General features: G+C 59.8%; 14 protein-coding genes and 1 tRNA gene. 4 read left to right on the forward strand and 11 right to left on the reverse strand.

Going from position 1 to position 14,572, the window contains the following annotated elements:
- Positions 1-233 precede the first annotated feature (233 nt).
- Positions 234-2,387 carry a malate synthase G gene (locus tag D3P04_RS06755; RefSeq protein ID WP_119747208.1) on the forward strand — a complete coding sequence of 718 codons (2,154 nt, stop codon included), beginning with the start codon at positions 234-236 and terminating at the stop codon, positions 2,385-2,387.
- A gap of 13 nt (positions 2,388-2,400) precedes the next feature.
- On the opposite strand, the gene D3P04_RS06760 is transcribed toward D3P04_RS06755, so the two are convergent.
- The 8 genes from D3P04_RS06760 to D3P04_RS06795 all read right to left on the reverse strand — a co-directional run bounded on the left by D3P04_RS06760 (position 2,401) and on the right by D3P04_RS06795 (position 10,827).
- Entirely contained in the window at positions 2,401-2,874 is a 474-nt protein-coding gene (locus D3P04_RS06760; protein ID WP_119747210.1) for a MaoC family dehydratase, read from the reverse strand.
- 52 nt (positions 2,875-2,926) lie between these two features.
- Positions 2,927-3,967: a TRAP transporter substrate-binding protein gene (locus D3P04_RS06765; RefSeq protein ID WP_119747212.1), complete on the reverse strand. Its 1,041-nt coding sequence runs from the start codon at positions 3,965-3,967 to the stop codon at positions 2,927-2,929.
- A gap of 35 nt (positions 3,968-4,002) precedes the next feature.
- Entirely contained in the window at positions 4,003-5,286 is a 1,284-nt protein-coding gene (locus D3P04_RS06770) for a TRAP transporter large permease (RefSeq protein ID WP_119747214.1), read from the reverse strand.
- A gap of 5 nt (positions 5,287-5,291) precedes the next feature.
- Positions 5,292-5,858, reverse strand: coding sequence for a TRAP transporter small permease (locus tag D3P04_RS06775; protein ID WP_119747216.1), 567 nt, complete (start codon positions 5,856-5,858; stop codon positions 5,292-5,294).
- A 68-nt stretch (positions 5,859-5,926) separates the two neighbouring features.
- Positions 5,927-7,081, reverse strand: coding sequence for a CaiB/BaiF CoA transferase family protein (locus D3P04_RS06780; RefSeq protein ID WP_232844915.1), 1,155 nt, complete (start codon positions 7,079-7,081; stop codon positions 5,927-5,929).
- Between the two features lie 10 nt (positions 7,082-7,091).
- Positions 7,092-8,375, reverse strand: coding sequence for an acetyl-CoA hydrolase/transferase family protein (locus D3P04_RS06785; RefSeq protein ID WP_119747218.1), 1,284 nt, complete (start codon positions 8,373-8,375; stop codon positions 7,092-7,094).
- Positions 8,376-8,403: 28 nt separating this feature from the next.
- Entirely contained in the window at positions 8,404-9,579 is a 1,176-nt protein-coding gene (locus tag D3P04_RS06790; protein WP_119747220.1) for an acyl-CoA dehydrogenase family protein, read from the reverse strand.
- 3 nt (positions 9,580-9,582) lie between these two features.
- On the reverse strand, positions 9,583-10,827 hold the full coding sequence (locus tag D3P04_RS06795) for a CaiB/BaiF CoA transferase family protein (protein WP_119747222.1): 1,245 nt from the start codon (positions 10,825-10,827) through the stop codon (positions 9,583-9,585).
- A gap of 187 nt (positions 10,828-11,014) precedes the next feature.
- Here D3P04_RS06795 and D3P04_RS06800 point away from each other — a divergent pair, with 187 nt between their 5' ends.
- Positions 11,015-11,773 carry an IclR family transcriptional regulator gene (locus D3P04_RS06800; RefSeq protein WP_182912761.1) on the forward strand — a complete coding sequence of 253 codons (759 nt, stop codon included), beginning with the start codon at positions 11,015-11,017 and terminating at the stop codon, positions 11,771-11,773.
- A gap of 46 nt (positions 11,774-11,819) precedes the next feature.
- Positions 11,820-12,620, forward strand: coding sequence for an oxepin-CoA hydrolase, alternative type (locus D3P04_RS06805; protein ID WP_119747631.1), 801 nt, complete (start codon positions 11,820-11,822; stop codon positions 12,618-12,620).
- Positions 12,621-12,686: 66 nt separating this feature from the next.
- Here D3P04_RS06805 and D3P04_RS06810 read toward each other — a convergent pair whose 3' ends face one another.
- The 3 genes from D3P04_RS06810 to D3P04_RS06820 form a co-directional block, all read right to left on the reverse strand.
- Positions 12,687-13,190, reverse strand: a complete 504-nt coding sequence (locus tag D3P04_RS06810) for a DUF1643 domain-containing protein (protein ID WP_119747226.1) — start codon at positions 13,188-13,190, stop codon at positions 12,687-12,689.
- Between the two features lie 68 nt (positions 13,191-13,258).
- Positions 13,259-13,384, reverse strand: a complete 126-nt coding sequence (gene ykgO / locus D3P04_RS06815) for a type B 50S ribosomal protein L36 (protein WP_119747228.1) — start codon at positions 13,382-13,384, stop codon at positions 13,259-13,261.
- A gap of 81 nt (positions 13,385-13,465) precedes the next feature.
- Positions 13,466-13,540: transfer RNA gene (locus tag D3P04_RS06820), tRNA-Val, on the reverse strand.
- 176 nt (positions 13,541-13,716) lie between these two features.
- On the opposite strand from D3P04_RS06820, the gene D3P04_RS06825 reads away from it, so the two are divergent.
- On the forward strand, positions 13,717-14,568 hold the full coding sequence (locus D3P04_RS06825) for an N-formylglutamate amidohydrolase (protein WP_119747229.1): 852 nt from the start codon (positions 13,717-13,719) through the stop codon (positions 14,566-14,568).
- Positions 14,569-14,572: the final 4 nt, after the last annotated feature.

The raw sequence follows: 14,572 nt of genomic DNA on the forward strand, positions 1-14,572 counted from the left end.
GTTGCCATAGCTGCCATCCTTCTTCTGCAAATTTCACGACATGTCGCGCCAAGCTGCACCAATTTCCGGATATTGCCAAGCTGCCTGCCTCCATTCCTTCAGCCATCGCGGAACTATGAATTGTTCGGGCTAGAGTTTCGGTCTGCAATGGTATACCGAGCCTCGAATCCTTTCTCCGGCAGAGCAATCCGGCGGAAGGCAATGACTGGATTCGAGATGGAAGGTCTGTCACCATGCAAGGCACATATCATCAGCGTCATGGCCTGGAAGTCGCGTCGGACTTCGTGAAATTCATTGAAGAGCAGGTCCTGCCCGGCACCAACGTCGATGCGGACCGGTTCTGGTCGGGATATGCCGGCCTGCTGGATGAATTCGCCGACGAGAACCAGATCTTGCTGAACCGGCGCGATGAATTGCAAGCCGCAATCGACAACTGGCACAAAGAGCGTGGAAACCAGCCATGGGACTCCGCCGCCTATCGCGGATTTCTGACCGATATCGGTTATCTCGCCCCGCAGCCTGCGCCCTTCAGTGTCGATAACGGCGCGGTCGATCCCGAGATTGCAAATATCGCGGGGCCGCAGCTTGTCGTTCCCGTCAGCAATGCCCGGTTCGCGTTGAATGCCGCAAATGCACGTTGGGGCTCGCTTTACGATGCGTTCTACGGCACCGATGTCATGGGGCCGCCCCCGGCCGCCAAGGGAATCGATCCCGCCCGCCGTGATGCCGTTGTCGCGAAGGCCGCGGAATTTCTGGACAAGACATTTCCGCTGATCTCGGGCAGCCATGCCGCCGTCACGAATTATCGCGCCGACCAGGACGGGCTTCACGCAACCGTGGACGGCGCAGAAATCGCTTTGGCGAATGCTTCGGCCTTCCTTGGCACCAGACAGGACGGCAAGGATACCGCCTTTGTGCTGCGCCATCACGGGCTGCATGTTGAGCTGGTGATCAACTCTGACCATCCGATTGGCGCAGCTTCGCCATCTGGTCTGCGCGATATCATCGTCGAGGCGGCTTTGACAGCGATTCAGGATTGCGAGGACAGCGTCGCTGCCGTCGATTCCGAAGACAAGATCGGCGTCTATGCCAACTGGCTGGGGCTGATGAAGGGCGATCTGGCCGAGACTTTCGAAAAGGCCGGCAAGACAATGACCCGCAGGCTGGCCGGAGATCGCGAGATCGAGGCGCCGGACGGCAGCAAACTGACCTTGCCCGGGCGCGCATTGATGCTGGTCCGCAATGTCGGGTTGCTGATGACCACCGATATCGTGCGGCTCAATGGCAAGGAAACCCCCGAAGGGCTGCTGGACGCCATTGTCACGGTTGCCTGCGCATTGCATGATCTTGGGAAAACTGAAGGTCCGAGGAACAGCCGCCTGGGATCGGTCTATGTGGTCAAACCGAAGCTGCACGGGCCGGATGAGGCAGGCTTTACCGATCGTGTCTTTACCCGCGTCGAGGCCGTTCTGGGCCTGCCCGCAAATACCGTGAAACTTGGGCTGATGGATGAAGAGCGCCGCACCTCGGCAAATCTTGCGGCCTGCATTCACGCAATCCGCAACCGGGTCGTGTTCATCAATACCGGCTTCCTTGATCGTACCGGGGACGAAATCCACACCTCCATGCAGGCCGGCCCCTTTGTCGGGCGCGACGACATGAAGGCCGCGGGCTGGCTGAACGCCTATGAGGATCGCAATGTGCTGACCGGGCTTGCTTGCGGGATGCGCGGCAGAGGGCAAATCGGCAAGGGCATGTGGGCCAAGCCTGACGCGATGGCCGAAATGCTGGACAGCAAGATCGGCCACCCGCAAGCCGGTGCGAATACCGCATGGGTGCCCAGCCCGACCGCCGCAACGCTGCACGCACTGCATTACCATCAGATCGATGTAACCGCACGGCAAGAGGAACTGGCGGGCAATTCGATGCCGGAACTGGATCAGTTGCTGACCCCTGCCCTGATGGGCAATCACCGGCCTGCGCGCGACGAAATTCTGCGCGAGGTCGAGAATAGTTGTCAGGGTATCCTGGGCTATGTCGTGCGCTGGGTCGATCAGGGCATCGGCTGCTCGAAAGTGCCGGATATCGACGACGTGGCCCTGATGGAGGATCGCGCGACCTGCCGGATCAGTGCCCAATATATGGCGAACTGGCTGGAACATGGCCTTGTGTCCCAGGACGAGGTCGAGGACGCGCTGCGTCGCATGGCCGCCAAGGTGGACCGCCAGAACAAAGGCGATCCAGCCTATATTCCCATGGCGCCGGATTTCGACGGCCCGGCATTTGCGGCAGCACGCGACCTGATTTTCGAGGGCGCGCGCCAGCCCTCGGGCTATACCGAACCTGCCCTGCACGCGCGGCGCAAGGAAGCGAAGGCGCTCAGGTAAGGCTTATCCCGGCTTACGAAGCGTCTCTGCCATCCCCTCTGCCCGCCATCAGGCGTAGCGGCGTGTAGGTGATAACCGTCTCGCCGCGTTGATTCACGATCCGGTTGCGGGTGCGCACCAGCCCGCGACCGCCTTTCTTCGCCGGACGGATTTCGGTGACTTCGATCTCGACATGGATCGTGTCACCTTGCAGAACCGGAGCTTCGACATTCATTTCCATATGCAGGAATGCCAGCCCGGTGCCCTGCGCCGTCGCGTTCAGCACCAGCCCTTCCGCAAGAGACAGCGTCAGGGCCGCGGGTGAGGGCCGCCCCGGAATCGCGGAATGGGCGGCACGATATTCGGCATCGACGAAAAGCGATTCCAGCATTCCCGCCGAATTGACGAAATTCACGATATCGGTTTCGGTGATCGTCCTGCCAAAGGTCCGAAACCTGTCCCCGACCGTCAATTCGTCCCAGTGAAACCCTTCACCAACCAGTTTCATTCGATTTCCTTTTTTCTAACAGCCTGACCGCGGATCTTGTGATGATCGCAGCTCATTCTGGCGCGCCGTTCTGTTCGGCCAGGGCGTTGCGGAATGCCTCGAGCACCTCGGTTCCCTGCAATCCGCGGGCATCAAGCTCTTCCGCCCATTTCTCGCCAATGGTTCCCATCCGCTCGTTTATCTCGGCCTTGTCGTCGTCGGAAAAGGAGATGAATTCGACTCCGGCATCCGCCATGGTCTGCTTGTCTTCCAGATCCAGCTCTTCGCTGATCTTGCAGGCCGAGCGGATCACCTCTTCGGCGGCGTCGGTCATGGCTTGCTGCACCGTGGGATCAAGCCGGTTCCAGCGATCTTCGCTGATGACATAGCTGGCGACGAAAGAGCCGAAATTCATATCTTCGGTCCCATAGGCCAGCGCGGGTTCCAGCTCATAGGGAAGAACGCTCGAATGCGGGAACAGCACACCGTCGATGGTGCCACGGGTCAGAGCCTCGCGGGTTTCAGGGGCCGGGATCGTGACCGGTGTCGCGCCCATCAGTTCGACCGCGATCTCCTTGGTCCCCCCGGTCGCACGAAGTTTGAGACCACCGAAACTGTCGACACCGGAGATTTCCTTCTTTGCGGTCATGATCTGGTAGGGTGACAGGACCATGACCAGCAGCATGCGGACTCCCTGCGGTGCAAGCTCGGCTTGATCAAGAATCCCGCCCGGTTTGGCTATCGACCAATAAGCCTCGGTTCCCTGACAGGATTTATTGAATGCCTCGGGCAGTTCACCAACCGCCGAAAGCGGAAGTTTATCGGCGATATAGGACACTCCGACATAACCGATATCCACGGTATTGGTCTGGGCAAGCGACAGAAGATCCTTCGACTTTCCCAATTGCTCGGCCGGATAATATTCGAACTCGACCTCTCCCCCGGTCAGTTCCGTGACTTTCTCCATCCAGACCTTGGTCATGTTTTCGGCGATGTAATGGCCGACCGGGAAACTGTCTGCGACCCGCAGGGTTTCCGCCGACGCCAGAGACGGACAAGCCAGCAGCGCCGATAGCGTCACCGCAGACGCGAATTTTCCGTGATGCATTTTCATTTCCTCCTCCTGTTGAATTTATGTTCCTCTGACCGTCACATCGTCGATGGCAGCCACAGGATCAGCCCGGGAAACAGCAGCAATAGCAGCAACACGATCAGATGCGCCCAGACATGCGGCATCACCCCTCTGAACAGTTCTCCAAGTGGGCGTTTCGTATAACGGGCGACGACGAAGACATTCATCCCCATCGGCGGCGTCACCATCCCGACCTCGGCAGTGACGATGACCATGACCCCAAACCAGATCGGATCGTAACCAAGCTGCAAGACGACCGGCAGAATGACCGGCACCGTCAGGATCAGAATGGCGATCTGATCCATGAAGAAACCAAGGATCAGATAACCGATCAGGATCAGCGCCATGATCGCCATGGGGGCAAAGCCCAGCCCGCCGACCCAGCTTGCCAGATCATTCGTGACCCGCGAGAGCGTCAGAAAATAGCCGAAGATATGCGCGCCAAGGATGATGAACAGGATCATCGCGGTCGTATGCGCGGTATTTCGCAGCGCCGTCAGCAGGGTTTCCATATTCAGTTTGCGCTCATAGCCGGCCAGAAGCATCGCGACGAAGGCGCCGATCCCTGACGCCTCGGTCGGGGTCGCAAGCCCGGTATAGATCGCGCCGGTCACCGCCAGGAACAACAGCAACATCGGCCCGACATGCTTAAGCGACGCGAATTTCTCGCGCATGGTATAGGCCCGCCCGACCGGCGCCGCGGCAGGATTGAAATGCAGCAGGACCGCAATCGTCAGGATGATCGCGAGGGTCACGATAATGCCCGGGATGACGCCCCCGATCAGCAATTCCCCGATCGGCAGATCGGCAATGATGCCATAGAGGATCAACGCGATCGATGGCGGGATCAGCATGGCCAGCGTTCCCGAAATCGCAACCGCGCCCCCGGCAAGCTTCGGGTCGTAACCCTGCTCCATCATCGACGGAAGCGAAGTCGAGGCAAGCGTTGCCGCGGCCGCCGTGCTGGAACCGGAAATCGCGCCGAACCCCGCCCCGGCAATCGCGGTCGCCATCGCCAGACCGCCGCGCAGCCGCCCGACCCATATGGCGGCGGCCCTGAACAGGTCTTTCGCGACGCCGGACAGGATCACGAATTCGGCCATCAGGATGAACATCGGGATCGTGATGATCTCGTATGAACTGGCGGTGGAAATCGGAGTGGTGCGCAGGATGCCCTGAACGAAGCTCCATCCACCAAGGATATAAAGCCCGGCCGCCCCGGAGATCGCCATCGCAAGCGCGACCGGCAGACCAGTCAGCAGGAACAGGAACAACAGCAGCAGAACGAGTGTAACCGTCATTATAGCTATTCCTTTTCCGGCTGATCTTCATGAGGGGAATAAAGCAGGCCGGGCCAGTCCTTTCCGGTCAGGCATGAACGAAAATGCAGAGCTGCCCGGATCAGGCAGCGCAATGCGATCAGGGCGGTTCCGATAAAGGCCAGGAAATAAGACGGCCAGGTCGGCCATGAGACACTTGCGCTGATCAAGTCTCCGCCCCGCCATGCGACGATCATGCGATGCCCAGCCTGCAATGCGATGATCGTCAGGATAGCAACCGCCAGCGCATAGCCGACACCCTGCGATATGTGCAGCATGGGGCGCGGCAATTTGTCAGTGAACATGTCGATTGCGATATGACCGTGATGTCGCAACGTATCCGACAATGCCAGAAAGAAACCTGCGACCATCAGGTAAGTGCCGATCATGTCATAGGACCATGCCAGCGGCTGCCGAAGCAGGTAGCGCATCGAAACATCCGCCACCACGGTCAGCATGATGACACCGATCGCAATTCCGGAAAAAAGCGCAAACAATCTTTCAGTCGCCGACAGAAACCGCGTCCCCGCGTTATCCTCCGGTGTCGTCGTCATTGCCTATCCTCCCGTTTCTGGCCTTTATCGTCAGCATCCGGCGGTTGCGCATACCGGTTGATCCGGTCTCATTTCCCCGGCCGTTCACCATCCAGAACCGCCCCCGCCTCCACGAGAGCCTTGATGCGATCGGCATCTATCCCCCAGGCTTCCAACACCGCCCTTCCACTTGCTCCGGGCCGCTCCGGGGGAACCGGCATCGCCAGCGGTGTCGCAGAGAACCGCGGAGCCGGGGCCGGTTGCGTGACGCCGCCGATGTCGACGAAGGTGCCGCGCGCCTGGTTATGCGAATGCCGCGTGGCCTCTTCGAAGGTCAGGACCGGCGCGACACAGGCATCTTTCCCTTCGAAATGCGTGATCCATTCATCCCGGCTGCGCTGTCTGATCCGCTGGCCGATCGCCCTCCGCGCCCGCTGCCGATCCTCCTTTGATCCTTGCAGCGGCGCGTCTTCGTCACACAGCCCAAGCCCTTCCAGCAGGATCAGCTGAAATTTACGCTCCAGCGCACCGACGGACAGATATTTCCCATCCGCACATTCATAGACCGAATACTGAGGCAAGCCGCCATCAAGCAGATTCGTTCCGCGCGGGCCGTCATGCATCCCGGCGGCCCGAAACCCGGCCATGGCGGTTGCCAGCAAGGCAGCACCGTCGACCATCGCCGAGTCGATGATCTGCCCCTGCCCGGTTGATTTCGCATGCAGTAATGCCGCCAGCATGCCGATCACCATCATCAGGCTGCCACCGGCATAATCGGCAAGAAAATTCGCGGGAATGGTCGGTGGCTCCCTTTCACGGCCGATCATGTCCAGCAGCCCGGTAATCGCAAGGTAATTCACGTCATGACCGGCGCGCGGCGCCATGGGCCCGTCCTGCCCCCATCCGGTCAGGCGCCCATAAATCAGGCGTGGATTACGCCCAAGGCAAATATCCGGCCCCAGGCCCAACCTTTCCATGACGCCGGGGCGGAACCCTTCGATCAGCCCATCCGCCGATGCAATCAGGTCAAGCAGACATTCCACCGCCTGCGGATTCTTCAGATCCATCGCCAAAGATTGCCTGCCGCGCGCCGGCAGATCGAGCTCATCCGGTCTGTCGATCCCAAGTCCGGAATCGGCAATGCGCGCGATCCGGATCACTTCGGCGCCCATATCCGATAACAGCATCGCGGCAAAAGGCGGCGGCCCGATGCCCTCCATCTCGACGATGCGTAATCCCTTCAAAGGCCCCTGCCTATCCATAGAGATGCCGTCCCCTGTCATGCCATTCCCGGCAAAGCTCTTCGCGAAATTCCGGCGCGGCAATGGAGATCATCCGCCTTGCCCGTTCATCGATCGCCTGCCCGCGCAGTTCCGCAATGCCGTATTCCGTCACGACCGTATCGGCATCCGCCTTGGAAATCGTCACTTCCGCCACGCGCGGCACGATTCGCGAAACCGTCATCCGGGAAGTCGTCGCAGGCAGGGCGATAATCGCGCGGCCCTCTTCCGACATCTGTGCGCCGCGCGTGAAATCAAGCTGACCACCGATGCCGCCGATAATAGACCCGCCATTTCCGGCTCGTTCGGAATTGATCTGTCCAAGCAGATCGACCTCGACAGCCGAGTTGATCGCCGTGAAACGCGACAGCCCGGCGATAACCCTTGTGTCATGCGTGTAATCCGTTCGGCATATGGCAATATCGTCATTCCCGTCCGCCCAGGCCCAGACTCCGGGGCCGCCCATGATCATGGAAGTGACCGACCGGCCGGTGTCCGTCTCCTTGAAGGAATTGGTCAGGGCATCGCATTCTATCAGTTCCGGTATCCCGTCAGGCAATGCCCCGCTATGCAGACCAAGATCACGGTGCCCTTTCAGCGCCCGGATGATGGCAAGCGGCAGCTTGCCGATGCCGAGCTGCAGCACGGCACGATCCGGAATCAGGCCGGCGACAAGCGCAGCGATACGCGTCTCGCGCGGGCCGGGCTGGCCCGATGGCAAGGATGGCGGAGCGGCTGCCGCGGCCACGCGAAGATGAATTGGAATATCGTCGGGCCATCCCGTGCCCGGAACGCGCGGAGTCGCCGGATTGATCTCGGCGATCACCAGACGGGCGCGGCGCGCAACATCGAAAAGATACAGATCTCCCATGCCCAGACAGGGCCGCCCGCATTTATCCGGCAAGGAAAGCTGGATCAGCACGACATCCGCCTTCATCTTCCCGCTGTGTAGATTGCGCGTATATTCGGAATAATGTCCCGGAAATATCCTGACCTTGTCACGGGGAAGCGCCGCAAGTTCCCCCATTCTGCCATAGCTTTCAAATGACGCATTACCGCCGCATGCCTGCAACGAATCCGAAATCATCGTGCCGACGCAGAATGTCAGATCAGGCACCGTTCGCGCAGCCATGGCAGCAAGCCGGGACAGTGTCAGCGGTTCCCCGGCGCCCTGAGCGATCAGCACATGATCGCCCGGCTTCAGAAACTCGGCAAGGTCCAGCGATGCCGCGTCGACAGGTTCAGCGTTTTCCGGCATTGTGACCCTCCTCCCAGGTCGATCCCGGTCAGTAGGATTTCGGCAAGCCAAGCACACGCTCGGCCAGATAGGACAGGCAAAGTTGCGGGCTTACCGGGGCGATCCGGGGCACGAAGGCTTCGCGCAGATATCTTTCGACGTGATATTCCTTGGCATATCCATAGCCCCCATGCGTCATCACGGCCGTCTGGCAAGCTTCGAAACTCGCTTCTCCGGCAAGGTATTTCGCGGCATTGGCAGCCGCGCCGACCGCCGGAAGCGGCGCATCGTGATCGTATTTCCACGCCGCCGACATCACCATCAGCCATGCGGCCTCTAGCTGGGCCCAGCATTTCGCCAGAGGATGCTGAATTCCCTGATTCTGCCCGATGGGGCGATTGAAGACGATCCGTTCATTGGCGTAGCGGGCGGCGCGGTTGATGGCGGCCATGCCAAGCCCGACCGCTTCCGCTGCGATCAGGATGCGCTCGGGGTTCATGCCGTGAAGGATATATTCGAAACCGCGACCCTCTTCGCCGATCAGGTCTTCCTCAGGAATGAAAAAATCCTCGAAGAACAATTCATTCGAATCGACGGCCTTGCGCCCCATTTTCTCGATTTCGACGGTCCTGATACGCGCGCGGTCATAACGGGTATAGAATAAGCTCAGCCCGTGGGTCGGCTTTTTGACCTCGTCCAAAGGCGTCGTGCGCGCCAGCAGCAGGATCCTGTCGGCCTCCTGCGCCGTCGAGATCCAGACCTTCTGACCATTGACCAGATATCCGCCATCCTGACGAACGGCCCGCAATTTAAGCTGCGTTGTGTTCAGGCCGGTATTCGGTTCGGTCACGGCGAAACAGGCTTTTTCCTTACCTTCTGCCATCGGGCGGATCATGCGCTGTTTCTGATCCTCGGTTCCGAAAACCGCCACGGGGTTGAGGCCGAAGATATTGATATGAACCGCGGAAGCGCCGGACATCCCCGCACCGGATTCAGCGATGGTCCGCATCATGATCGCCGCTTCGCTGATCCCAAGACCCGAGCCGCCATAGGCTTCCTGCGTACAGATCCCCAGCCAGCCGTCTTTCGCGAGCGCCGTATATAATTCATGCGGATATTCGCCCGATGCATCCAGCTTCAGCCAGTAGCTGTCATCGAACCTGTTGCAGATCGCCGCGACTGCGTCACGGATGGAATCCTGTTCTTCGGTCAAGGAAAAATCCATGCGTCACTCTCTTTTCCGGTGGCGGTCTTGCTCTTTGGCATTTTGGGCATGGGCGGGTGCCACCAATGCGCCCGTACGCAGCATCCCGTTAATTTCTTCCTCGGAAAATCCGGCAGCACACAGAATTTCCGTCCCGTGCTCACCCGGTTTCGGCGCCGGACGGCCGGGGCTGGCCGGTGTCCTGCTCCAATAGGCGGGAACGGCCATCTGCCGGATACGACCCTCGGTCGGGTGGTCGATCATTTCGAAAAATCCGGTTTGGGTCAGATGGGGATCGTTCAGCATCCCTTCGAAATCATGCATCGGCATCGCCGGAATATCGGCCTTCTCCAGAAGCGCCATCCATTCCGCAGTCTTACGGGTTTCGAATATCCGGCTTAATTCGGCATAAACCTCGTCGATATGGGCCATACGGGCTGCAAAGCTACGATATCGGGGATCGGCTTCGGGCATCTCCGGCCGTCCGATCGCCTGGAAAAACCGCCGCCAATGCCCGTCATTGTAAACCAGCGCACAGACGAAACCGTCTTTCGTCCGGTATGGCCGCCGGTCCACCGATAACTGGCGGCGGTATCCGCCCCGATCCAGCGGCGGATCATAGGTCAGGCCGCCCATATGATCGCCCATGGTCAGGTTGACCATCGTTTCCAGCATCGGAATATCGACCCGCTGCCCCTGCCCGCTGCGATTCCGCTCGACCATCGCGGCAAGGATCGCATTGACCGCGGCAAGCCCGACGATCCGATCCACGATGGCCGAGGGCACATAGCGCGGCTGACCATCGTTCACGCGGGAAAACAGATAAGGCAGCCCGCTGGCCCCCTGTATCAGATCATCATAGGCAGGACGATCGGCATATGGCCCGGTCTGACCGTAACCGAACATCCCGGCATAGATGATCTTCGGGTTGACCGCCGAGATGTCCTCGTATGACAGCCCAAGCCGCGCCATCGCCCGCGCCCGGATATTATAGACCAGGATATCGGCATCCTCGCAAAGCCGCAGCAGGGCGGCGCGGCCATCGGTGGTCTTGAGGTTCAGGATGATGGATCGTTTCGAGCGGTTCGCATGAAGAAAGATCGGTCCCATATCATCGTGTCGGGACGGGCCGATCTGGCGGACGACATCACCTTCCGGGCTTTCCACCTTGATGACATCGGCACCGAAATCGCCAAGCGTCAGCGTCGCATAGGGCCCCATCAGAACCGAAGTCAGATCAATGACGCGAAGTCCGTCAAGTGGCCCCATGTCGAATGCCTTCCTCCCTACCGCTGATTTTAGTTCATATATTTGAACATTAAGTTCATTATCATGAACCCTAGACTTCAGCTTTCCGTTCTGTCAAGTATTGCTCCCGGGCAATTTCATGCCCTCAATCCGGGTGGGTGCCGAAAGCGGTGCAGTGATTCATCCTGTCAGCCAAGAATGCCGCGACATGCCGACAATCGTGAAACAAGCTGCAAATGTCCTTGATCTGCTGGAGTTTTTTGCCGCACAGGGAAGGCCCGCCACGCTGGCCGAACTCGCCGATCATTTCGGCTGGCCCAAATCCAGCACCTTCAACCTGATCGTCACGCTGTCAGAGCGGGGCTTCCTTTATGAACCGCGGCCCCGTCAGGGCTTTTATCCGACCCCACGCCTGCAGGTGCTTGCGCAGGATATCGCGCAGGCAGAACCGCTGGCGGACAGTTTGCAGGAACTGCTGCGTGAACTTGCCGCGCTGAGCAGTGAGACCGTATGGCTTGCGGGACCGGCGGGGATGCATGCGGTCTTTCTGTCGGTCATCGAATCCCCGCATGCCATCCGTTATACGGCCGAACCCGGAAAACGTGTGCCGCTTCATGCGACGGCGACCGGTCAAGCCATCCTGTCCCAGATGCCCGCAAGACGGCGTGCGGCGATGTTGCGGCAGGCGGAATACCGGCGCTACGGATCCGGCACGCCCATGTCCGCCGAGGAGGTCGAGATCCTGATCGAGCAATCGCTTCAAAGAGGATGGTTCATGAGCGCATCCTCATACAGTCCGGATCTTGGAGGCGTCGCTGTTCCGCTATCGATCAAGGGGCGGATGCTGGCGGCAACCATCGCCGGTCCCCTGTTCCGGATAGAAGCTTCATTGGATATTCTTGCGGCCAGGCTGATTGAAGCGGTCAGGCAGCATTGCTCTGACGATCAGGCACCAGAAAATGAATGACCGGGCATGACGCATGAAAATCATCCCTGAAGGAAAGGATCATCCCATGACCACATCCGCCGCCCCTGTCACCGAAATCCGCGCAGAGCGCGACAATGATGTCCTGATCCTTTCCCTTGACGGTCCCCGGACCCGCAATTCGATCAGCCGCCCCGTATATGAAGCGATCCGCGCTCAAATGCTTGATGCCGGTGAAAACAGCGATATCCGGGCCATTGTGATGACCGGGCTTCATGGGTTTTTCTCTTCCGGCGGGAATATCGCGAATTTGCAGAAAAGCGCGCAGGGCAGCATGGCCGACGCGACGCAGGGCACCGACGCGCTCAACACGATGATTCTGGCCATACGCAATTGTCGCAAGCCAGTGATTGCCGCCGTCGAAGGAGGCGCCGCCGGAGCAGGTCTGTCGCTGGCGCTTTCCTGCGACATGATCGTAGCCGCCGAGAATGCGAAATTCACAGCGGCTTATGTCAAGATCGGCCTCTCCCCCGATGGCGGGCTGACACATTTCCTGTGCGATGGCCTGCCGCGACAGCTTGTCACCGAGATGTGCCTGACGGGCGAGCCCGTTGACGCGGCGCGGCTGCATTCATGCGGGATCGTGAATCGAATCGTTCCTGCGGATGGGGCACTTGCGGCGGCGAAAGATCTGGCCGCGAAACTGGCCAATGGGCCAACGAATGCCATGGCCGTCATCAAGACGGAAATCGGAGCGGCCTCTTGCAACGAACTGGCGACACAGCTGGATCTTGAGGCAAGAGGGATCAATACGGCGCGTTTCGGGAAAGAGGCCGCCGAAGGGCTGGCCGCTTTCCTGGAAAAGCGCAAGCCGGATTTTCGCCGCTGATTGCCGCTTCGTGGAAGCGGTGCTCGATCCGGCATAAGTGATTCGGCATCCTGCGCCGCCCTGCCGTCAAAGCCAGGGTACCGGAAATCTGGCATAGGCCACGTAAAGCGGGTGGCGCGGCGCCCGGTCTTTCGTCAGGCCCAGATGCCACAGGCAGCCGCCGTTCTGACGCAGCAACCGCTCGACCTTGGCGCCCCGGCCCAGATGCGCGCCATGAGCACCCCAGGCGCATAACACCCGATCCGCCCAGGCGGCCCCCTCAAGCAGCACGGCATCATTTTCGGGACCGACCGGATCGGCGGCCCGCTTCAACTCTTCGGGACGGGTGGCGCGCCACGCGAAAATATTCGCGACGCGGAACGCGTCGAAACCCATTGCGCGGGCCCGACGCTCACATCTTTCAACCGTAGGATCGTTCTGCCGCTCATCCGCCCGCGACGGATTCAGCATCACGTAAAGCAGCCGGTCACCCGGCCCCCATTCCCGGGTCAGCGAATACCGGTATCCGCCGCAATCCGAAAACATGGCGCAGGAGCGCGTTCCCTCATTCTGATGATGCCGTATGATCATGACTATTCGAAAATGAAAAAACCCGCCGGATCGGGCGGGTCATTTCGTACCTGCGGTGATCCCGCCGATCAGCCCTGACGGGCCTTGAAACGGCGATTGGTCTTGTTGATCACATAAACACGGCCCTTGCGGCGCACGACCTGGCAGTCGCGATGCCGGCTCTTGAGCGAGCGGAGCGAGTTACGAACCTTCATCGGTCTTCTCCTTCATCGCGGCGCGTCGCAGCCGCCAGGAAAACGAAATGCCCCCGGTTTCGGCCGGGGGCGGCGAAATAATGGTGGGCGGTACTGGGATCGAACCAGTGGCCACTACGATGTCAACGTAGTGCTCTACCGCTGAGCTAACCGCCCGTTCCCTTGGTGATTCTGCCGCCATTCCTTTTGGGAATTGCAGGCGTGACCGCCTCGGTGCGAGCGTCTATACATAGGGCGCAAGCGGGTTTCAAGACCTATTGGAACACCTACATAGTGGATTATAACCGAATCGTGCTTACGAGATTGGGAAACGCCTTGTGACCAAGTCTGACATGCCGTTTATTTTGAAGCGCCCCGATCACTGGCTGAGCGGCGTGATATTCGCATCTCCGCATTCCGGCAAGGAATATCCCGACTGGTTTCTGGATAGCACCTCACTGCCGAAGAAGGTCCTGCGCTCATCCGAGGACGCCTTTGTCGACCGGTTGATCGACTGTGCCCGCGAATACGGTGCCGTCACGCTATCAGCACGAATGCCGCGCTGCCTGATCGACCTGAATCGCGGTCCCGACGAAATCGATCCGCTGGTCGTGCGCGGCGTTCCGCGTCATCCGCTGAATCAGCGAACCCTTGCGGGACTTGGCGTCATCCCCCGTGTGGTCGCGCAAGGCCGGATCATTCACAACCGCCCGCTTAGCCGCGCCGAAGCCGAGAGCCGGATCGATGCCTATTGGCGTCCCTATCACCAGACGCTGAGCGCATTGATCGCAGAAGCGCGCGCGAAATTCGGACAGGCGATCCTGATCGACATGCATTCGATGCCGCGGGATGCGTTGTCTCATCTGCATGGGCACCGGCCGGAATTCGTTCTGGGGAACCGTTATGGCCTGTCGGCCTCGGCTCGGGTGCTGGATATAGTCGCGGACACCATCGAGTCGGAAGGCTGGACCGTTCGGCGGAATTCCCCTTTCTCGGGAGCCTATATCTGTTCGACCTATGGGCGTCCCGGACGGAATATTCATGTCGTGCAGGTCGAAATCGACCGCTCCCTGTATATGGACGAAACGACGATCAGCCCGCTGCCCTGCTTTGACATATTCGCAGACCGGTTGGGCAACATCATCCGCAAATTGTCGGCATTCGACGCCGGCATGAATTCCGATGAAAGCATTGCCGCTGAATAGGTAC

It is taken from the genome of Paracoccus onubensis, from assembly GCF_003591515.1.
In the GTDB taxonomy this organism is placed as follows: Bacteria; Pseudomonadota; Alphaproteobacteria; order Rhodobacterales; family Rhodobacteraceae; genus Paracoccus; species Paracoccus onubensis.

What these genes read in the sequence shown, in the direction of transcription:
- D3P04_RS06800 (WP_182912761.1), top strand. Translation starts at nt 11,015, where the DNA reads ATGCCGACAATCGTGAAACAAGCTGCAAATGTCCTTGATCTGCTGGAG.
- D3P04_RS06760 (WP_119747210.1), bottom strand. Translation starts at nt 2,874, where the DNA reads ATGAAACTGGTTGGTGAAGGGTTTCACTGGGACGAATTGACGGTCGGG.
- D3P04_RS06810 (WP_119747226.1), bottom strand. Translation starts at nt 13,190, where the DNA reads ATGATCATACGGCATCATCAGAATGAGGGAACGCGCTCCTGCGCCATG.
- D3P04_RS06805 (WP_119747631.1), top strand. Translation starts at nt 11,820, where the DNA reads ATGACCACATCCGCCGCCCCTGTCACCGAAATCCGCGCAGAGCGCGAC.
- D3P04_RS06790 (WP_119747220.1), bottom strand. Translation starts at nt 9,579, where the DNA reads ATGGATTTTTCCTTGACCGAAGAACAGGATTCCATCCGTGACGCAGTC.
- ykgO (WP_119747228.1), bottom strand. Translation starts at nt 13,384, where the DNA reads ATGAAGGTTCGTAACTCGCTCCGCTCGCTCAAGAGCCGGCATCGCGAC.
- D3P04_RS06765 (WP_119747212.1), bottom strand. Translation starts at nt 3,967, where the DNA reads ATGAAAATGCATCACGGAAAATTCGCGTCTGCGGTGACGCTATCGGCG.
- D3P04_RS06785 (WP_119747218.1), bottom strand. Translation starts at nt 8,375, where the DNA reads ATGCCGGAAAACGCTGAACCTGTCGACGCGGCATCGCTGGACCTTGCC.
- D3P04_RS06775 (WP_119747216.1), bottom strand. Translation starts at nt 5,858, where the DNA reads ATGACGACGACACCGGAGGATAACGCGGGGACGCGGTTTCTGTCGGCG.
- D3P04_RS06770 (WP_119747214.1), bottom strand. Translation starts at nt 5,286, where the DNA reads ATGACGGTTACACTCGTTCTGCTGCTGTTGTTCCTGTTCCTGCTGACT.
- D3P04_RS06795 (WP_119747222.1), bottom strand. Translation starts at nt 10,827, where the DNA reads ATGGGGCCACTTGACGGACTTCGCGTCATTGATCTGACTTCGGTTCTG.
- D3P04_RS06825 (WP_119747229.1), top strand. Translation starts at nt 13,717, where the DNA reads ATGCCGTTTATTTTGAAGCGCCCCGATCACTGGCTGAGCGGCGTGATA.
- D3P04_RS06755 (WP_119747208.1), top strand. Translation starts at nt 234, where the DNA reads ATGCAAGGCACATATCATCAGCGTCATGGCCTGGAAGTCGCGTCGGAC.